This is a genomic window from [Clostridium] ultunense DSM 10521 (assembly GCF_000511955.1).
In the GTDB taxonomy this organism is placed as follows: domain Bacteria; phylum Bacillota; class Clostridia; order Tissierellales; family Tepidimicrobiaceae; genus Schnuerera; species Schnuerera ultunensis.
The window spans coordinates 759,884-774,869 of record NZ_AZSU01000002.1; the positions used below are offsets into that span (position 1 = coordinate 759,884).

The 14,986-nt window shown below is 32.4% G+C and carries 15 protein-coding genes; all 15 read left to right on the plus strand.

What is annotated here, in order from left to right; all coding sequences use genetic code 11:
* Positions 1–80 precede the first annotated feature (80 nt).
* The 15 genes from CUL_RS0106450 to CUL_RS0106520 all read left to right on the plus strand — a co-directional run bounded on the left by CUL_RS0106450 (position 81) and on the right by CUL_RS0106520 (position 14,918).
* Positions 81–983: a bifunctional enoyl-CoA hydratase/phosphate acetyltransferase gene (locus CUL_RS0106450; RefSeq protein ID WP_005584468.1), complete on the plus strand. Its 903-nt coding sequence runs from the start codon at positions 81–83 to the stop codon at positions 981–983.
* 68 nt (positions 984–1,051) lie between these two features.
* The gene (gene hisC / locus CUL_RS0106455) at positions 1,052–2,149 is read left to right on the plus strand and encodes a histidinol-phosphate transaminase (RefSeq protein ID WP_025640863.1); all 1,098 of its coding nucleotides are present in this window, start codon (positions 1,052–1,054) and stop codon (positions 2,147–2,149) included.
* Positions 2,150–2,179: 30 nt separating this feature from the next.
* Positions 2,180–3,247 carry a butyrate kinase gene (gene buk, locus CUL_RS0106460; protein WP_025640864.1) on the plus strand — a complete coding sequence of 356 codons (1,068 nt, stop codon included), beginning with the start codon at positions 2,180–2,182 and terminating at the stop codon, positions 3,245–3,247.
* 165 nt (positions 3,248–3,412) lie between these two features.
* Positions 3,413–4,678 carry a Glu/Leu/Phe/Val family dehydrogenase gene (locus tag CUL_RS0106465; RefSeq protein ID WP_005584464.1) on the plus strand — a complete coding sequence of 422 codons (1,266 nt, stop codon included), beginning with the start codon at positions 3,413–3,415 and terminating at the stop codon, positions 4,676–4,678.
* Between the two features lie 159 nt (positions 4,679–4,837).
* Positions 4,838–5,725 (plus strand): DNA-3-methyladenine glycosylase family protein, encoded by an 888-nt coding sequence (locus CUL_RS0106470; protein ID WP_025640865.1) that lies wholly within the window; start codon positions 4,838–4,840, stop codon positions 5,723–5,725.
* Between the two features lie 9 nt (positions 5,726–5,734).
* On the plus strand, positions 5,735–6,424 hold the full coding sequence (locus tag CUL_RS0106475) for a response regulator transcription factor (RefSeq protein WP_005584462.1): 690 nt from the start codon (positions 5,735–5,737) through the stop codon (positions 6,422–6,424).
* Between the two features lie 8 nt (positions 6,425–6,432).
* Entirely contained in the window at positions 6,433–7,503 is a 1,071-nt protein-coding gene (locus tag CUL_RS0106480; RefSeq protein ID WP_025640866.1) for a sensor histidine kinase, read from the plus strand.
* Positions 7,504–7,608: 105 nt separating this feature from the next.
* Positions 7,609–8,376, plus strand: a complete 768-nt coding sequence (locus tag CUL_RS0106485) for an ABC transporter ATP-binding protein (RefSeq protein WP_025640867.1) — start codon at positions 7,609–7,611, stop codon at positions 8,374–8,376.
* Positions 8,363–10,318 carry an ABC transporter permease gene (locus CUL_RS0106490; RefSeq protein WP_025640868.1) on the plus strand — a complete coding sequence of 652 codons (1,956 nt, stop codon included), beginning with the start codon at positions 8,363–8,365 and terminating at the stop codon, positions 10,316–10,318. Before CUL_RS0106485 ends, CUL_RS0106490 begins: the two co-directional genes overlap by 14 nt.
* Before the next feature lie 112 nt (positions 10,319–10,430).
* Positions 10,431–11,120 (plus strand): DUF554 domain-containing protein, encoded by a 690-nt coding sequence (locus CUL_RS0106495; protein ID WP_005584458.1) that lies wholly within the window; start codon positions 10,431–10,433, stop codon positions 11,118–11,120.
* A gap of 233 nt (positions 11,121–11,353) precedes the next feature.
* Positions 11,354–11,635, plus strand: a complete 282-nt coding sequence (locus tag CUL_RS0106500; protein ID WP_005584457.1) for a co-chaperone GroES — start codon at positions 11,354–11,356, stop codon at positions 11,633–11,635.
* Positions 11,636–11,803: 168 nt separating this feature from the next.
* Positions 11,804–13,438 carry a chaperonin GroEL gene (gene groL, locus CUL_RS0106505; RefSeq protein ID WP_005584456.1) on the plus strand — a complete coding sequence of 545 codons (1,635 nt, stop codon included), beginning with the start codon at positions 11,804–11,806 and terminating at the stop codon, positions 13,436–13,438.
* A gap of 172 nt (positions 13,439–13,610) precedes the next feature.
* A complete protein-coding gene (locus tag CUL_RS0106510; RefSeq protein WP_005584454.1) occupies positions 13,611–13,829 on the plus strand; it encodes a DUF2178 domain-containing protein in 219 nt (72 codons plus the stop codon).
* 143 nt (positions 13,830–13,972) lie between these two features.
* Positions 13,973–14,356, plus strand: a complete 384-nt coding sequence (locus CUL_RS0106515) for an FMN-binding protein (protein WP_005584453.1) — start codon at positions 13,973–13,975, stop codon at positions 14,354–14,356.
* Positions 14,357–14,375: 19 nt separating this feature from the next.
* Positions 14,376–14,918: a flavodoxin domain-containing protein gene (locus CUL_RS0106520; RefSeq protein WP_025640869.1), complete on the plus strand. Its 543-nt coding sequence runs from the start codon at positions 14,376–14,378 to the stop codon at positions 14,916–14,918.
* The last annotated feature ends 68 nt before the right edge of the window (positions 14,919–14,986 follow it).

Sequence of the window (14,986 nt, forward strand, 5' to 3'; positions counted from 1 at the left end):
TGAGATTTATTGTTTAGTAAGAAGTTGCAACTTCTTACTGAACAATAAATAAATTAAAATTTGATTTGGGGAGATTAATTATGGTAATTAACAATTTTAATCAATTGATAACAAAAGTCAGCAAATTTGGAAAAAAGAGAAAGGTAGCCGTAACAGTTGCTGAAGATGAGCATACTTTAGAAGCGGTATTTAAAGCTAAAGAGGATAAAATAGTCGATCCTATACTGATTGGAAATGAGGAAAAAATAAAAGGAATTTTAAATAATAAGGATTATGTACTGGATGATAATCTTATCATAGATGTGGAAGATGACAAAGATGCTGCTTATAAAGCTGTTGAATTAGTAAATACCAATAAAGCGGATTTCATAATGAAGGGGAAAATTCAAACCGCTGACCTTTTAAGGTCTGTTGTGGACAAGGAGAAAGGGATTAGAACTGAGAAACTTATGTCCCATTTCGCAATTTTAGAAATACCTACATACCATAAACTATTGGTTATTACTGATGGGGGTATGGTCATGTATCCTAACCTAGAAGAGAAAAAACAAATAATTCAAAACGCAGTAGATGTAATGATGTCTCTTGGTTATGAAAAACCAAAGGTAGGGGTTTTGGCAGCTGTGGAAAGGGTTAACCCAAAGATGCCAGAGACAGTAGATGCAGCAGAATTAAAGAAAATGAATGAAAGGGGAGAGATAAAAAACTGTATTATAGAAGGTCCCATATCCTATGATCTATCTATAAATGAGGAATCTGCTAAAATAAAGGGTTTTAATAGTTCTGTTGTTGGAGATGTAGATATATTATTGGCTTCTAATATAACGGTAGGCAATATTTTAGCAAAATCACTTATATATTCAGGTAATTCTAAGATGGCAGGATTTGTTGTTGGTGCAAAAACTCCTATTGTCCTGACGTCAAGAGGTTCTTCAATGGAAGAAAAATATCTATCTTTAGTGCTTTCGGCAGCTTCTGTTTAATACTATTGGAGTATAATTTAGTTAGATATTACTATTGACCAATACAAATCATAAAGGAGAATGATAATATGTCTAAAAGTTTATTTAAAAAGGAATTATCTAAACTACGACCCTATGTACCTGGCAAACCTATAGAAGAGGTACAAAAGGAATATGGAATAGATGAAGTTGTAAAACTGGCTTCTAACGAAAACCAATTGGGGCCATCTCCAAAGGCTGTTGAAGCAATTAAGAAGGAGCTTAATAATATAAATATATATCCAGATCCAGGAGTTGTGGAATTAAGACGAGAATTAGCTAATAAGCATGGTTTAGAAGTAGAAAATATAGTTGTTGGGAATGGTGGAGAGCAAATATTACAAATAATTGCAGAGACTTTCATAAATCCAGGGGATGAGCTTGTAACATCAAGTACTACCTTTACTATCCTAGGAATCTGGGTAGAACACATGGGCGGAAAAAATGTAACTGTTCCTATGGAAAACTATAAACAAAACTTTAAAGGATATATTGAAAAGATAAATAGCAATACTAAGCTAATATATGTTTGTAATCCAAACAACCCTTTAGGAAATATAATGACAAAGGATGAAGTTGAATACCTTGTGCAAAATGTCCCAGAAGATGTAGTCCTCGTATTTGATGAAGCATATTATGATTTCGCTAAGGTCAATCCTGATTACCCTGAAACATTGGAGATATTGAAGAAGAGACCAAATACTATTATACTACGAACCTTCTCAAAGGTAACAGGAATTGCAGGAGTACGTGTAGGTTATATACTTACATCAAAGGAAATTGCTACTGAAATGAGCAAGGTGAAAGGTACTTTCAATGTAAATAGACTTGCACAGGCTGCAGCTATGGGAGCATTAAAGGATGAAGAGCATATCAACAAAACAGTAGAGTTGAACTATAAATCTCTAGGTATGATGGAAGAATGCTTTGAAAGCCTTGGACTTGAGTATATAAAATCAAATGCTAATTTCGTATTTGTAAATGTAAATAGGGATTCTAAGGTAGTATCCGAAGAACTATTAAAGAGAGGTATAATAATAAAGGCAGGTAATATTTGGGGCTGGGATACATGGTTAAGAGTAAGTACCGGAACAGTAAGGCAAACGGAGAAATTTATAACCGAGCTTAAAGCAGTATTAAACAAATAAATATTTGACAAGGAAGAAAGGAGACCTATGATGAGCTATAAGATATTGGCTATTAACCCAGGTTCAACTTCAACTAAGATAGCATTATATGAGGATGAAGAAGAAGTTTTTATCGAAACCTTAGATCACCCTGTCCAAGTCATTGAAAAGTTTGAAAATGTTCAAGAACAATATGAAATGAGGAAAGACCTAGTAATGGCATTTTTAGAAGAGAAAGGCTATGATATTGGTAAATTATCGGCAGTAGTAGGAAGGGGAGGTATGCTTCCACCAGTAAATTCTGGAGCTTATGTAGTAAATGAAGCAATGCTGGATACTCTAAAGCATAGACCAGCTATGGAGCATGCTTCAAACCTAGGAGCTCCTATTGCTTATGCAATAGCAAAAGCTGCTGGGATTAAGGCCTATATATATGATTCGGTGAGAACTGATGAATTACACCATATAGCAAGGATATCTGGCATGCCTGATATAGAGAGAACCAGCACTTGTCATGTGTTAAACACAAGAGCTATGGCTATAAAGGCAGCTAAAAAACGGGGTAAAAGGTATCAAGATATGAATATAGTTGTTGCTCATTTAGGTGGTGGAATATCGCTAAATGTCCATGAAAAAGGGCGAATAGTAGATATTATTTCGGATGATGAAGGTCCTTTTTCCCCTGAGAGAGCTGGTAGGGTTCCATGTAGAGAGCTTATAGAGTTATGCTATTCAGGTAAATACGATAAGAGTATTATGCAAAAAAAGCTAAGGGGAAATGGCGGATTAAGAGCCTATTTAGGCACATTAGATGCTAGGGAAGTTGAGAAGATGATTGAAGACGGTGATGAGAAAGCAAGATTAATCTATGAAGCCATGGCCTATCAGGTTGCTAAAGGCATAGGAGAACTAGCAACTGTAGTAGAAGGTAATGTGGATATAATTATTCTAACAGGGGGAATTGCATACTCTAAATTGGTTACTTCATGGATTAAAAGACGTGTAAAATATATTGCACCAGTTGAAATAATGCCAGGAGAAAATGAAATGGAATCTTTAGCTTATGGAATACTACGAGTATTAAGGGGGGAAGAAGAGGCTAGGGAATATACTGAGTAGAAATTCATGTTGATGTTGATTTTAATTATATTTGTTTTTACTTGAACTTATTTCATACCAGTGATAAAATAGATATGGCAATAAAATAACTAACTAAATACTTTTATAATAAAGTGGTTGAAATGAAAACCTTTTCACAAACCAATTAAAGGGAGGTATAGTATAATGGCTAAAGAAAGTTTAAACCCACTGGAGAGCGCTCAGAAACAGGTGAAAGCAGCTTGTGATGCTCTAGGTTTAGAACCAGCTGTATATGAAATATTAAAGGAACCTCAAAGAATGATTGAAGTTTCAATACCAGTAAAGATGGACGATGGTACTATGAAAGTATTCAAAGGTTATAGGGCGGTACATAATGACGCCATAGGACCTGGTAAGGGTGGTATTAGGTTCCATCCAGGAGTAAATCCTGATGAAGTAAAAGCTCTATCCGTTTGGATGACATTTAAATGTGGAGTAATGGGTGTTCCTTATGGTGGCGGGAAGGGTGGAATTACCGTTGACCCGTTGACTTTATCCCAAGGTGAATTGGAAAGACTTTCTAGAGGTTATATACGTGGGCTTTATAAATATCTAGGTGAAAAAATAGATGTACCTGCTCCAGATGTAGGAAGTAATGGACAAGTTATGGCGTGGATGGTAGATGAATATAATAGATTAACTGGTGGATCAAATCTTGGAGTACTTACTGGAAAACCAGTTGAATGGGGCGGCTCAAAAGGTAGAAACGAAGCAACAGGTTTTGGTGTTTCAGTAATAGCTAGGGAAGCAGCTAGAGAACTTGGAATTGAAATGAAGGGTGCCAAAGTTGCCATACAAGGTTTTGGAAATGTAGGAAGTTATACAGTGAAAAATGTTCAAGGCCAAGGGGCTACAATAGTAGCAGTTGGTGAGTGGGCTCCATCCGTTGGAACTTATGCATTATATAATAAAGATGGCTTAGATTTTGCTGATATGAAAGCTTATATGGATGAACATAGGAATTTAGTTGGGTATCCAAAAGCTAAACAAATATCTCTAGATGAATTCTGGGAATTAGATGTGGATATACTTATACCTGCAGCTTTAGAGAATGCTGTAACAGTTGAAGTAGCAGAAAAGATCAATGCTAAACTAGTATGTGAAGCAGCTAATGGCCCAATTACACCAGATGCTGATAAAGTACTAGAGAGAAGAGGAATTCCTGTTACACCAGATATTTTAACAAATGCAGGTGGAGTAACAGTATCCTATTTTGAATGGGTGCAAAATTTATATGGATACTATTGGGAAGAAAAAGAAGTAGAAGAAAAACAAGAAATTGCAATGGTTAATGCTTTTAAGGATATATGGGCTCTAAAACAAGAAAAAGACGTTACAATAAGAGAAGCAGCTTATATGATTTCAGTTAAAAAGGTAGCTGACGTAATGAAATTAAGAGGATGGTATTAATAAAATCGGACAGTGGGGACGGGTATAGCCGTCCCATTTTTTATGTGGACGAGGTGACAGGTACTTTGTCCATTTTTTATGGACAAAGTACCTGTCACCTCGTCCACTGTCTTAATTAAATTATTTTGGGTATAATAATTAAGTCGGAGGTGAAGTAAAATGGATTCAAATATAATAGAAAAAAATAATCAAATAATAATAAAAAACATGATGGATTTTGAACCTAAACATATTTTTGAATGTGGTCAGGCTTTTAGATGGCATGTGGAGGAAGATGATAGTTATACAGCTATCCACAAAAGCAAAGTAATCAATGTAAAAAGAGATGGCAAGGATATTATATTTTCTAATACTAATATGGAAGATTTTGAAAACATATGGTATGATTATTTTGATTTAGGTAGAGATTATGGGGAGATAAAGAAAGAATTATCCAAAGACCCAATACTTAATGAAGCTATTAAATTTGGCGAAGGTATAAGGATACTGAATCAAGAACCTTATGAAACAACTATATCCTTCATAATATCCGCCAATAACCAAATACCACGGATAAAAAGGTCTATAGAGTTAATCAGTCAAAAGTATGGAGAGTCTATAGGCTCATATAATGGAAAGGAGTATTTTTCCTTCCCTAGTTCAGAAATTTTAGCTAGCATAGATGAAAAGGAATTAGAAGATAATTGTAAGGTAGGTTATAGGGCTAAATACATTGTGAATACCTCTAAAATGATTAAAAATAAGGAAATAGACTTAGATAAGCTATTCCAACTACCAACGGAAACTGCTAAAGAAATACTAATGAGACTTCCCGGTGTAGGGCCCAAAGTGTCCAACTGTATTTTATTATTTTCCCTAAATAAAAATGAAGCTTTTCCTGTAGATGTATGGGTGAAGAGGATAATGGAAAGTTTATACTTTAAAGAGAATACCAGCACTAAAAAGATTTCTGCCTATGCTGAAGAAAACTTTGGTTCCCTTGGGGGATTTGCCCAACAATATTTATTTTATTATGCTAGAGAATTGGGGATAGGGAAGAAAAAATAAGGTGATAAAATGTATAGAATTTATATAATTGAAGATGATGAAAAGATCGTATCTCTAACGAAGGACAAGTTAGAAAGATATGGATATATAGTATCTGCCGCTAAAGATTTTTCCAATATAAAAAGGGAATTTCTAGAGGTAGATCCTCATCTGGTCCTACTTGATATAAATCTACCTAATTATGATGGATTCTTTTGGTGTAGAGAGATAAGGACTGTATCCAATGTACCCATTATATTTATTTCAGCTAGATTTTCTGATATGGATCAGGTTATGGCCATAGAAAATGGAGGAGATGATTATATTATAAAACCTTTTTCCTTTGATTTATTATTAGCAAAGGTAAAAGGCGTTATCCGTAGGACCTATGGAGAATATAAGCAGAATGACTCTAAAGATATATATGAAGTGGAAGGGCTGTATCTATATAGAACTCAAAACGCCATAGAATGGCATAATAATAAAATTGAACTTAGTAAAAGAGAGTTTGCTCTGTTATATATATTATTATCCAATTTAGGAGATATAGTATCTAGAGAAACTCTTTTAGAAGAGCTATGGGACGATATGGACTTTGTTGACGATAATACCCTTTCAGTTAATATAGCTAGACTAAGAAGAAGGTTAGAGGATTTAGGTATAAAGGATGCAATTGAAACCAAAAGAGGCCAAGGCTATTCTATGGTAAAAACATGGTAGGTGTAAATATGAAATTTAGAGATTATCTAAAGGACAGGGGTTTATTCATAATATTTTATTTTATCAATTCAATTTTTGTTATGGTAGTGATGATGCTAGATTTAATCATTAGAAAAGAAAGGGTTAAGATTTCTAATATAGTCTATGCCCTTATCTTATCTTTGGTTTTTTTAATTCTACTAATTTCTATAGACTATTCTAAAAAGAAGAGGTTTTATAATGCTATTAATAATGGATTGGAAGATAACAAAAGCTTAGAGTATATATTTAATATACCTGATAATATAAGTAAAGAGCATGATATTTATAAAGAACTGCTAACAAAGAATTATATGATCTATGAGAATACTTTAGATAAATATAAAAGGTTAAATAAGATTCAATTAGATTTTAACAATAGATGGATTCACCAGATGAAAACCCCTATATCTGTAATTAAACTTATATTAGAAAATGAAAAGGATAAAAATATAGACGAAAATACTAAGAAGAGCTATGAAAGCATGGAAGAGGAGATAGAGAAGCTGTCTAATGGATTAGAAATGGCATTATATGCTTTAAGAGTCAATGATTTTGAGCAAGATTTTAGAGTAGAAGAAATAAACATACTGGAAATAGTAAGGAATGTGATAAATGATAATAAAAATGCTTTTATTACTAATTCTGTATATCCAAAAATAATTTCAGAAGAAGATAAAAGGATAAAAAGCGATAGAAAATGGATAAAATTTGTTGTAAATCAAGTAATCTCTAACAGTATAAAATATACTAAAGTAAAAAAGGATAAGAAAAAATTTATAAAAGTTAAGGTTGAAGAAGAATCTGAAAGAATAATACTTACCATAGAAGATACTGGCATTGGTATACCTAGGCAAGATTTGGACAGGGTATTTAATCCCTTTTTTACTGGAGAAAATGGCAGGAGATATAAGGAGTCAACGGGCATGGGACTTTACCTTACCAAATATATAATAGACAGATTAGGTCATGATATATTTATAGAATCCCAAGAGGGAATTGGAACAAAGGTGCATATAATCTTTTATCAAGGAAGAAATATATACGATTTAGAATCTTAGTCTTTCAAGATTGTAAGATAATAGATTAGATTGAAAGAGAAATCGATGGTAGGATTTCTCTCGTTTTTTTATAATATAGGTAAATATGAATTGGGAGGTAAGAAAATGTCCGTACTAGAAACCAAAAATTTATCTAAAATATATGGGGGAAAAGGTAAGGGTATATCTGTTAAAGCTTTAGAAGATTTCAACATGAGTATAAAATCTGGTGAATTCGTTGGAGTAATGGGACCTTCAGGTTCAGGAAAGACTACCCTTTTAAATATCCTTGCTACTATAGATTCGCCTTCTTCGGGAGAAGTTTTAATAAATGGGCAAAACCCTTACAGATTAAAGGAAGATGATTTGGCCATATTTAGAAGAAACAATTTAGGATTCATATTCCAAGATTTTAATCTATTGGATACTCTGTCCGTAAAAGAAAATATAATCCTACCATTGGTATTAGAAGAAATGAATAGGAAAAAAATTGAAGAAAAGCTTGATAGCATAGCGTCTGTGTTAAATATTAAAGAAATATTAAATAAGAGAACCTACGAAATATCAGGGGGGCAACAACAAAGGACTGCTTGTGCTAGGGCCCTTATAAATGATCCTGCAATAATTTTAGCCGACGAACCAACTGGAAATTTAGATTCTAAAGCATCTTTTGATTTGATGTCTTCTTTAGGGAAAATAAATAGGGAAAAGAATGGAACAATAGTTATGGTAACCCATGATGCCTTTGCTGCAAGTTTCTGCAATAGGATAATAATGATTAAGGATGGAAAGTTCTTCACGGAATTAGTTAAAAAATCTAATAGGCAGGCATTTTTCAACGAGATATTAGATGCATTATCCCTTCTTGGAGGTGGATATAATGAAGTTATCTAATATGGCGGTAAAAAATGTTAAGGGAAATTTATATAGATATATAATGTACTGTTTAAGTAATGCTTTTGCAGTCACAGCTTTTTTTATATTCGCAAACTTTGTATTTCATCCAGCAGTAGATGTGAGAACTGCTGATGGGCATCCCGTTGTAAGGATGGGGGCTGCTAACGGTATGATAATTAGCCAAGTCATAATAGTAATATTTTCTATACTATTTGTAGGCTATTCTACTTCCATATTTTTAAAATCAAGGGGAAAAGAATTTGGACTTCTATCTTTATATGGAATGACCAGAAAGCAGATAAAGAAATATGTCCTTATAGAAAATACAATAATATCAATCTTATCCATAGGAACAGGAATATTAACAGGGATTGTGTTTTCAAAGTTATTCTTCATGATAATGGAAGGTTTTTTAGGCTTAGCATTACCATTAAATATATCCTTAAAAGCCTTAGGTTTAACTGTAGTAGTCTTTTTTACCTTGTTTGAGATAATCAGCATAATTATGCTATTTCATATAAAAGATAAGGAGATAATAGAGCAACTAAAATCTAGTAAAATACCTAAGACAATACCTAAATTTTCTAAACCTAAGGCTATGCTAGGGATTGGGTTGCTTTTGATAGGCTATATCACTGCCTGGATTGTCCAAGGTATTGCTGTACCTTTAGCTATGATACCAGTAACATTAATAGTAATAATAGGCACCTACTTTTTATTTACCCAGTTTAGTATAGCTGTGGCTAATAAAATACTTAGGAATGAAAGTATATTGTATAAGAAAACTAATTTAGTAGCTTATTCACAAATGATTTTTAAATTGCAAGATACGGCTAAGGTATTGTTTTTAGCTTCTATATTAGGTGCAATAACTTTCACTGCTACAGGCACTATTTTTTCATTCTACACTGAAAGTACTCGATTTACAGGTTTAAATACCATTCATGATATGGCAATAATGCAAAGAGGAGAAACTTTAGAAGATGAGGTAGCGGATAGTATAGAAGAAATATTAAAAAAAGAGGATATTAAAACAAATACAATCCACAAAATAAAAGGAGCAGTGCTTTCAAATTTTACAACAGAAGGGACAGGAAAAGAACAATTTGTGGTAATATCCAATACTGACTATAATAAAATTGTCCAGTCTATAGGAGGAAAACCAATACAAATTAAAGAAAATGAAATAGTATATAATTTTCCTCACAATACTAAACAAACTATGTTGTCAGATAAGATTAGTGAAGAGGATAGGCATACTAATTGGGATGAAATAGTTTTAAACATAAATGGAGAGGGAATGAAGTTTAAACTAGACAAGGAAGTCCATGGTAGCATTATGGCATTGCCCAGTCTTGGTTATTATGATGCTTTAATTTTTAATGATAAGGATTTTGATTATGCAATTAAAAACATTATAGAAAAGGATTTGTTCTTATTCCATGGATTTAAATTGGAAAATTGGCGAGGGTCCTATGAAGCTTCTATGGAAATAAGAAGAATGTTAGGGGATAGATACGAGAGGAGCTTTTACTCAAAAGTAATGCCTTATAGAGAAGTAAAAAGACTTTATGGCTTGATTTTATTTATTGGATTTTTCATAGCTTTCCTATTTCTTATAGCATCAGGAAGTATAATATACTTTAAATTATTTAATGAAATAAAACAGGATGGAATAGAATATGGTATATTAAATAAGATAGGTACTAAGAAGAAAGAAATAAATAAGATAATAACCAAACAAATTGGGATTATATTCTTCTTACCCTTTGTAGTTAGTACATTCCACTCTTTCTTTGCTCTTAAGTCCCTTTCAAACTTACTGGAAGGTAGTTTGTTCAAAAACGGATTAATAGTTATGCTAGGATATTCAATATTCCAAATAATATATTTTATAGCCATAAGAGGAATTTATATAAATAAATTAAAATATAATTAAATTAGGGAACAACCATCGGGTTGTTCTTCATTTTTATCTGGAAATATTCTGCTAAATAGTGTATTCTTTATCTATATATAAAATTTTACTTATGATAAAGGTGGGGGAGTATATGTTAGGAACTTTAGTCAATTCTACTGCAATAATTTTAGGAAGCATAATTGGAATAATTATAAAACAAGGCATAAAAGATGAGTATAAAAAAACCGTTATGGATGGGGTAGGGCTTTCCGTTATAATTATTGGAATAATGGGAGCAATAAAATCTGAAAACACTATTTTGGTGATTATTAGTGTTGTTTTAGGCAGTATTATTGGGGAAACTATAGGCATTGAAAAGAAACTCAATAGTTTAGGAGATAAAATGGAAAAAAGGTTTGGTAAAGGAGATTCCAATTTTTCCAAGGGATTTGTAACGGCGTCATTAGTTTATTGTGTAGGAGCTATGGCTATAGTAGGTTCTTTAGAAAGTGGACTGTTAGGCGATCATAACACCCTTTTTGCTAAATCTATACTTGATGGTATCTCCTCCATAATATTTGCCTCTACATTAGGAATTGGAGTGGCCTTTTCTGCTATGGCAGTTTTCATATATCAAGGTTTGGTTACCATATTGGCTACATATTTAAAAGAATTTTTAACACCGGAAGTAATACTTGAAATGTCTGCAGTTGGTGGAATTCTCATTATGGCCATAGGAATAAATATATTGGAATTGAAAAAAATAAAAGTGGGAAATATGCTACCAGCTATTTTTATTCCATTGATATACTATGTTTTAGTCTCTATTTTTGCTTTTTAAAGGTGTTTTGAATAAAAAAGGATTAGGGGGAAGGGTTTAGGTGATATTCAATAAAAAAAAGAGAAAAACTACAAATAATTAGAAAAAACAGGATTATTAATGAAATTTAAGGAAATTTAGGACTTGATTCTCTTTTTTTTATTAAGTAACATTATAACTGTACATATTAGCACTCAACAACGATGAGTGCTAATAAAATGGGAAAAATCATTAAAATATAAGGAGGTAGTAATATGAACCTTAAACCATTAGGAGACAGAGTAGTAATTAAATTAGTTGAGGCAGAGGAGAAGACTAAGTCAGGTATTGTTCTGCCAAGCTCTGCTAAGGAACAACCACAAATGGCTGAAGTGGTTGCTATAGGAGCAGACATACTTAATGATGAGAAGAAAAAGGATCAAATTAAAGTAAATGATAGGGTAATATTTTCTAAATATGCAGGAACAGAAGTAAAAATAGATGGAGAAGAATATACAATACTCAAATTAAACGATATTTTAGCAGTAGTAGAATAGTTTAAACATTGCACAAAGTACAGTGCACAATTGAATACAATTGGTGAGTCAATTAAAATTGTCATCCTGAGCGTCAGTGAAGGATTTAAAATCTAAAAGCTAGGTTCGAATAATTATGATTTGTGAACTGTAAATTGTGAACTGAATAAAAAAAGGAGTGTGAATATAATGGCTAAGGAAATTAAATTTGACGAAGCTGCTCGTCGTTCTATGGAAAAAGGAATAAATCAATTAGCTGATACTGTAAAGGTAACTCTTGGACCAAAGGGAAGAAATGTTGTATTAGATAAAAAATTTGGTGCCCCACTTATCACTAACGATGGTGTTACTATAGCAAGAGAAATAGAATTAGAGGATAGATATGAAAATATGGGAGCACAACTAGTTAAAGAAGTTGCAACTAAAACTCAAGATGTGGCAGGAGACGGAACTACAACCGCTACGTTACTTGCACAAGCTATAATAAGAGAAGGTTTAAAAAATGTTGCAGCTGGTGCTAATCCAATAATACTTCAAAATGGACTTAGAAAAGCAGTTGATAAAACTGTAGAAGAAATTAGAAGATTTTCAAAAGAAGTAGAAACAAAAGAATCCATTGCACAAGTTGCCTCTATTTCTGCTGGAGACGAAGAAATAGGGGAATTAATAGCAGAAGCTATGGAAAAGGTAGGTAATGATGGAGTTATTACCGTTGAAGAATCCAGAACTATGGGGACTACTTTAGACGTAGTAGAAGGTATGCAATTTGATAGAGGATATGTATCTCCTTATATGGTAACAGATACAGATAAAATGGTAGCAGAAATGGAAGAACCATATATTTTAATAACCGATAAGAAGATATCCAATATACAAGATATATTACCAATATTAGAACAAATAGTACAACAAAGTAAACCATTATTAATCATTGCTGAAGACATAGAAGGAGAAGCATTAGCTACATTAGTAGTAAATAAACTAAGAGGAACCTTTAACTGTGTAGCTGTTAAAGCTCCAGGATTTGGCGATAGAAGAAAAGAAATGCTTCAGGATATAGCAATACTTACTGGTGGTCAAGTAATTGCTGAAGAATTAGGCTTAGACTTAAAAGAAGCTACAATCGATATGCTTGGTAAAGCTAGAAGAGTTCAAGTTGATAAAGAAAACACGGTAATCGTTGATGGAGAAGGTTCTCAATCCGATATCCAAGACAGAATAAAACAAATTAGAACTCAACTTGAAGAAACTGACTCCGAATTCGATAAGGAAAAATTACAAGAAAGATTAGCTAAATTATCAGGTGGAGTTGCAGTTATCGAAGTAGGTGCTGCTACTGAAACTGAGCTTAAGGAAAGAAAATTAAGAATAGAAGATGCTTTAGCTGCAACAAGAGCGGCAGTAGAAGAAGGTATGGTACCTGGTGGTGGAACTGTATTAGTAGATTGTATCCCAGCCGTAGCTAAATTATTAGATGAAACTGAGGGAGACGAAAAAACTGGTGTAAGCATCATAGTTAGAGCATTAGAAGAACCAGTAAGACAAATTGCTGCAAATGCAGGACTTGAAGGTTCAGTTATAGTGGAGAAAGTTAAAGAAAAAGAAGCAGGAGTTGGATTTGATGCATTAAATGAAAAATATGTAAATATGATAGAATTAGGAATAGCAGATCCAACTAAAGTAACTCGTTCAGCTCTACAAAATGCTGCTTCCGTTGCTTCAATGGTATTAACAACAGAAGCTGCTGTAGTAGATGTGGAAGAAGAAGACCCAATGGCCGGCATGGGTGGCGGCGGAATGGGCGGCGGAATGCCAATGATGTAATTTTAATTAAAACCTCTGAGGAAACTCAGAGGTTTTAATTTCTTATATTATTTATTAAATATTGGCTCTCTGGAAAATGGTAGATATAATCCTTCAATTCTCCTAGCATTTAAAATAGCCCGTTTTTTTGAAATGAGTACATAAGATATTTTTATTTATGAGGAGGATGAAAATGGAATGTAAATTGAAAGAGAAAGATGAAAGGCTTATAATGATTAAACATAAAGCTGCTTATGTTACTCACAATATTATGATATTCATTTTAGCAATATGCTATATTGTTACTACAATTAAGCAGAATGAAAAATTAAATGCTTATATAATTGGTATGATGCTTTTTATGATTATTGTTATGAAATTAAGTCAATTATATTGGAATAAGAAAATATAATAACTATAAAATTCCAAATAGAATCTTGAAAATATAATATCAAAGTAGTAAAATAAAAATATCAATAAGGCAGGCAATATTTAAAATACCTGCCTTTTTTTAATAATTTGATTAGTAAAAAAATTATCAGTAGGAGGAGTTATATGGGTAAGAAGTTTTTAATCCCAATGATTATATTTGCACTTATTGGGATTATAGGGGTAGGATGGCAAATTATAAGCAGTAATATTGTTAAGGAGGCTAATCAGATGATTGTTTCTTCTGTGGATTTATCTAGTATACAAGATGGATCATATACAGGAGAATATATTCTCTCGCCTGTAAAGGTAGAAGTAGAAGTTGTTGTTAAGAATAATGAAATATATGATATTAAAATTTTAGAACACCAAAATGGTTTTGGAGAAAAAGCTGAAGCAATTATCGAAGAAATAATTGAAAAGCAGAAATTAAATGTAGATTTAGTATCAGGAGCAACGGTTAGCAGTAAAGTAATACTTAAAGCGGTAGAAAATGCTTTAGGTCAATAAAAGGCAGGGGGTAGAATGAATGGATAAAATAGCTGTTGTGTATAAATCCAGATATGGTAGTACTAAAAAATATGCCCAATGGATAGCTGAAGATGCAAAGGCAGATTTATATGAGTGTTCCCAGATGGATATTAATAAATTAATGGAATATGATACAATTATTTATGGCGGTGGCCTATATGCAAGTAGAATTGCTGGAGTGTCTATTATAACCAAAAACTATAATATTTTAAAAGACAAAAGAATAATAGTTTTTACAGTAGGACTAGCTGGCACTGAAAATAAAGAAATCTTTACTCCCATTATAGAAAAAAACTTTCCATCAGAAGAACTGAGGGAGAGTATTAAATTTTTCCATTTAAGAGGTGGAATTGATTATAAAAAATTAGGAATTGTACATAAATCTATGATGGCAATGCTTAAAACTATGCTTTCTAAAAAAGATGCTAATGAATTATCCAATGAAGATAAGGAATTGTTGGCTACATATGGTGGAAAGGTTGATTTTATTGATAGAACCACTATAAAACCTTTAATTACATTTTTAATGGATAAAAATTAAAGTTAGAAAAAACAAATCATAATCCTAAAGAAATAGGTTAATAGCCCTTGTAATATTAATTTCATTAT

Bases quoted from the DNA above. Each gene is read 5' to 3' on its own strand.
- CUL_RS0106450 (WP_005584468.1), top strand. From the start codon at position 81: ATGGTAATTAACAATTTTAATCAATTGATAACAAAAGTCAGCAAATTT.
- hisC (WP_025640863.1), top strand. From the start codon at position 1,052: ATGTCTAAAAGTTTATTTAAAAAGGAATTATCTAAACTACGACCCTAT.
- buk (WP_025640864.1), top strand. From the start codon at position 2,180: ATGAGCTATAAGATATTGGCTATTAACCCAGGTTCAACTTCAACTAAG.
- CUL_RS0106465 (WP_005584464.1), top strand. From the start codon at position 3,413: ATGGCTAAAGAAAGTTTAAACCCACTGGAGAGCGCTCAGAAACAGGTG.
- CUL_RS0106470 (WP_025640865.1), top strand. From the start codon at position 4,838: ATGGATTCAAATATAATAGAAAAAAATAATCAAATAATAATAAAAAAC.
- CUL_RS0106475 (WP_005584462.1), top strand. From the start codon at position 5,735: ATGTATAGAATTTATATAATTGAAGATGATGAAAAGATCGTATCTCTA.
- CUL_RS0106480 (WP_025640866.1), top strand. From the start codon at position 6,433: ATGAAATTTAGAGATTATCTAAAGGACAGGGGTTTATTCATAATATTT.
- CUL_RS0106485 (WP_025640867.1), top strand. From the start codon at position 7,609: ATGTCCGTACTAGAAACCAAAAATTTATCTAAAATATATGGGGGAAAA.
- CUL_RS0106490 (WP_025640868.1), top strand. From the start codon at position 8,363: ATGAAGTTATCTAATATGGCGGTAAAAAATGTTAAGGGAAATTTATAT.
- CUL_RS0106495 (WP_005584458.1), top strand. From the start codon at position 10,431: ATGTTAGGAACTTTAGTCAATTCTACTGCAATAATTTTAGGAAGCATA.
- CUL_RS0106500 (WP_005584457.1), top strand. From the start codon at position 11,354: ATGAACCTTAAACCATTAGGAGACAGAGTAGTAATTAAATTAGTTGAG.
- groL (WP_005584456.1), top strand. From the start codon at position 11,804: ATGGCTAAGGAAATTAAATTTGACGAAGCTGCTCGTCGTTCTATGGAA.
- CUL_RS0106510 (WP_005584454.1), top strand. From the start codon at position 13,611: ATGGAATGTAAATTGAAAGAGAAAGATGAAAGGCTTATAATGATTAAA.
- CUL_RS0106515 (WP_005584453.1), top strand. From the start codon at position 13,973: ATGGGTAAGAAGTTTTTAATCCCAATGATTATATTTGCACTTATTGGG.
- CUL_RS0106520 (WP_025640869.1), top strand. From the start codon at position 14,376: ATGGATAAAATAGCTGTTGTGTATAAATCCAGATATGGTAGTACTAAA.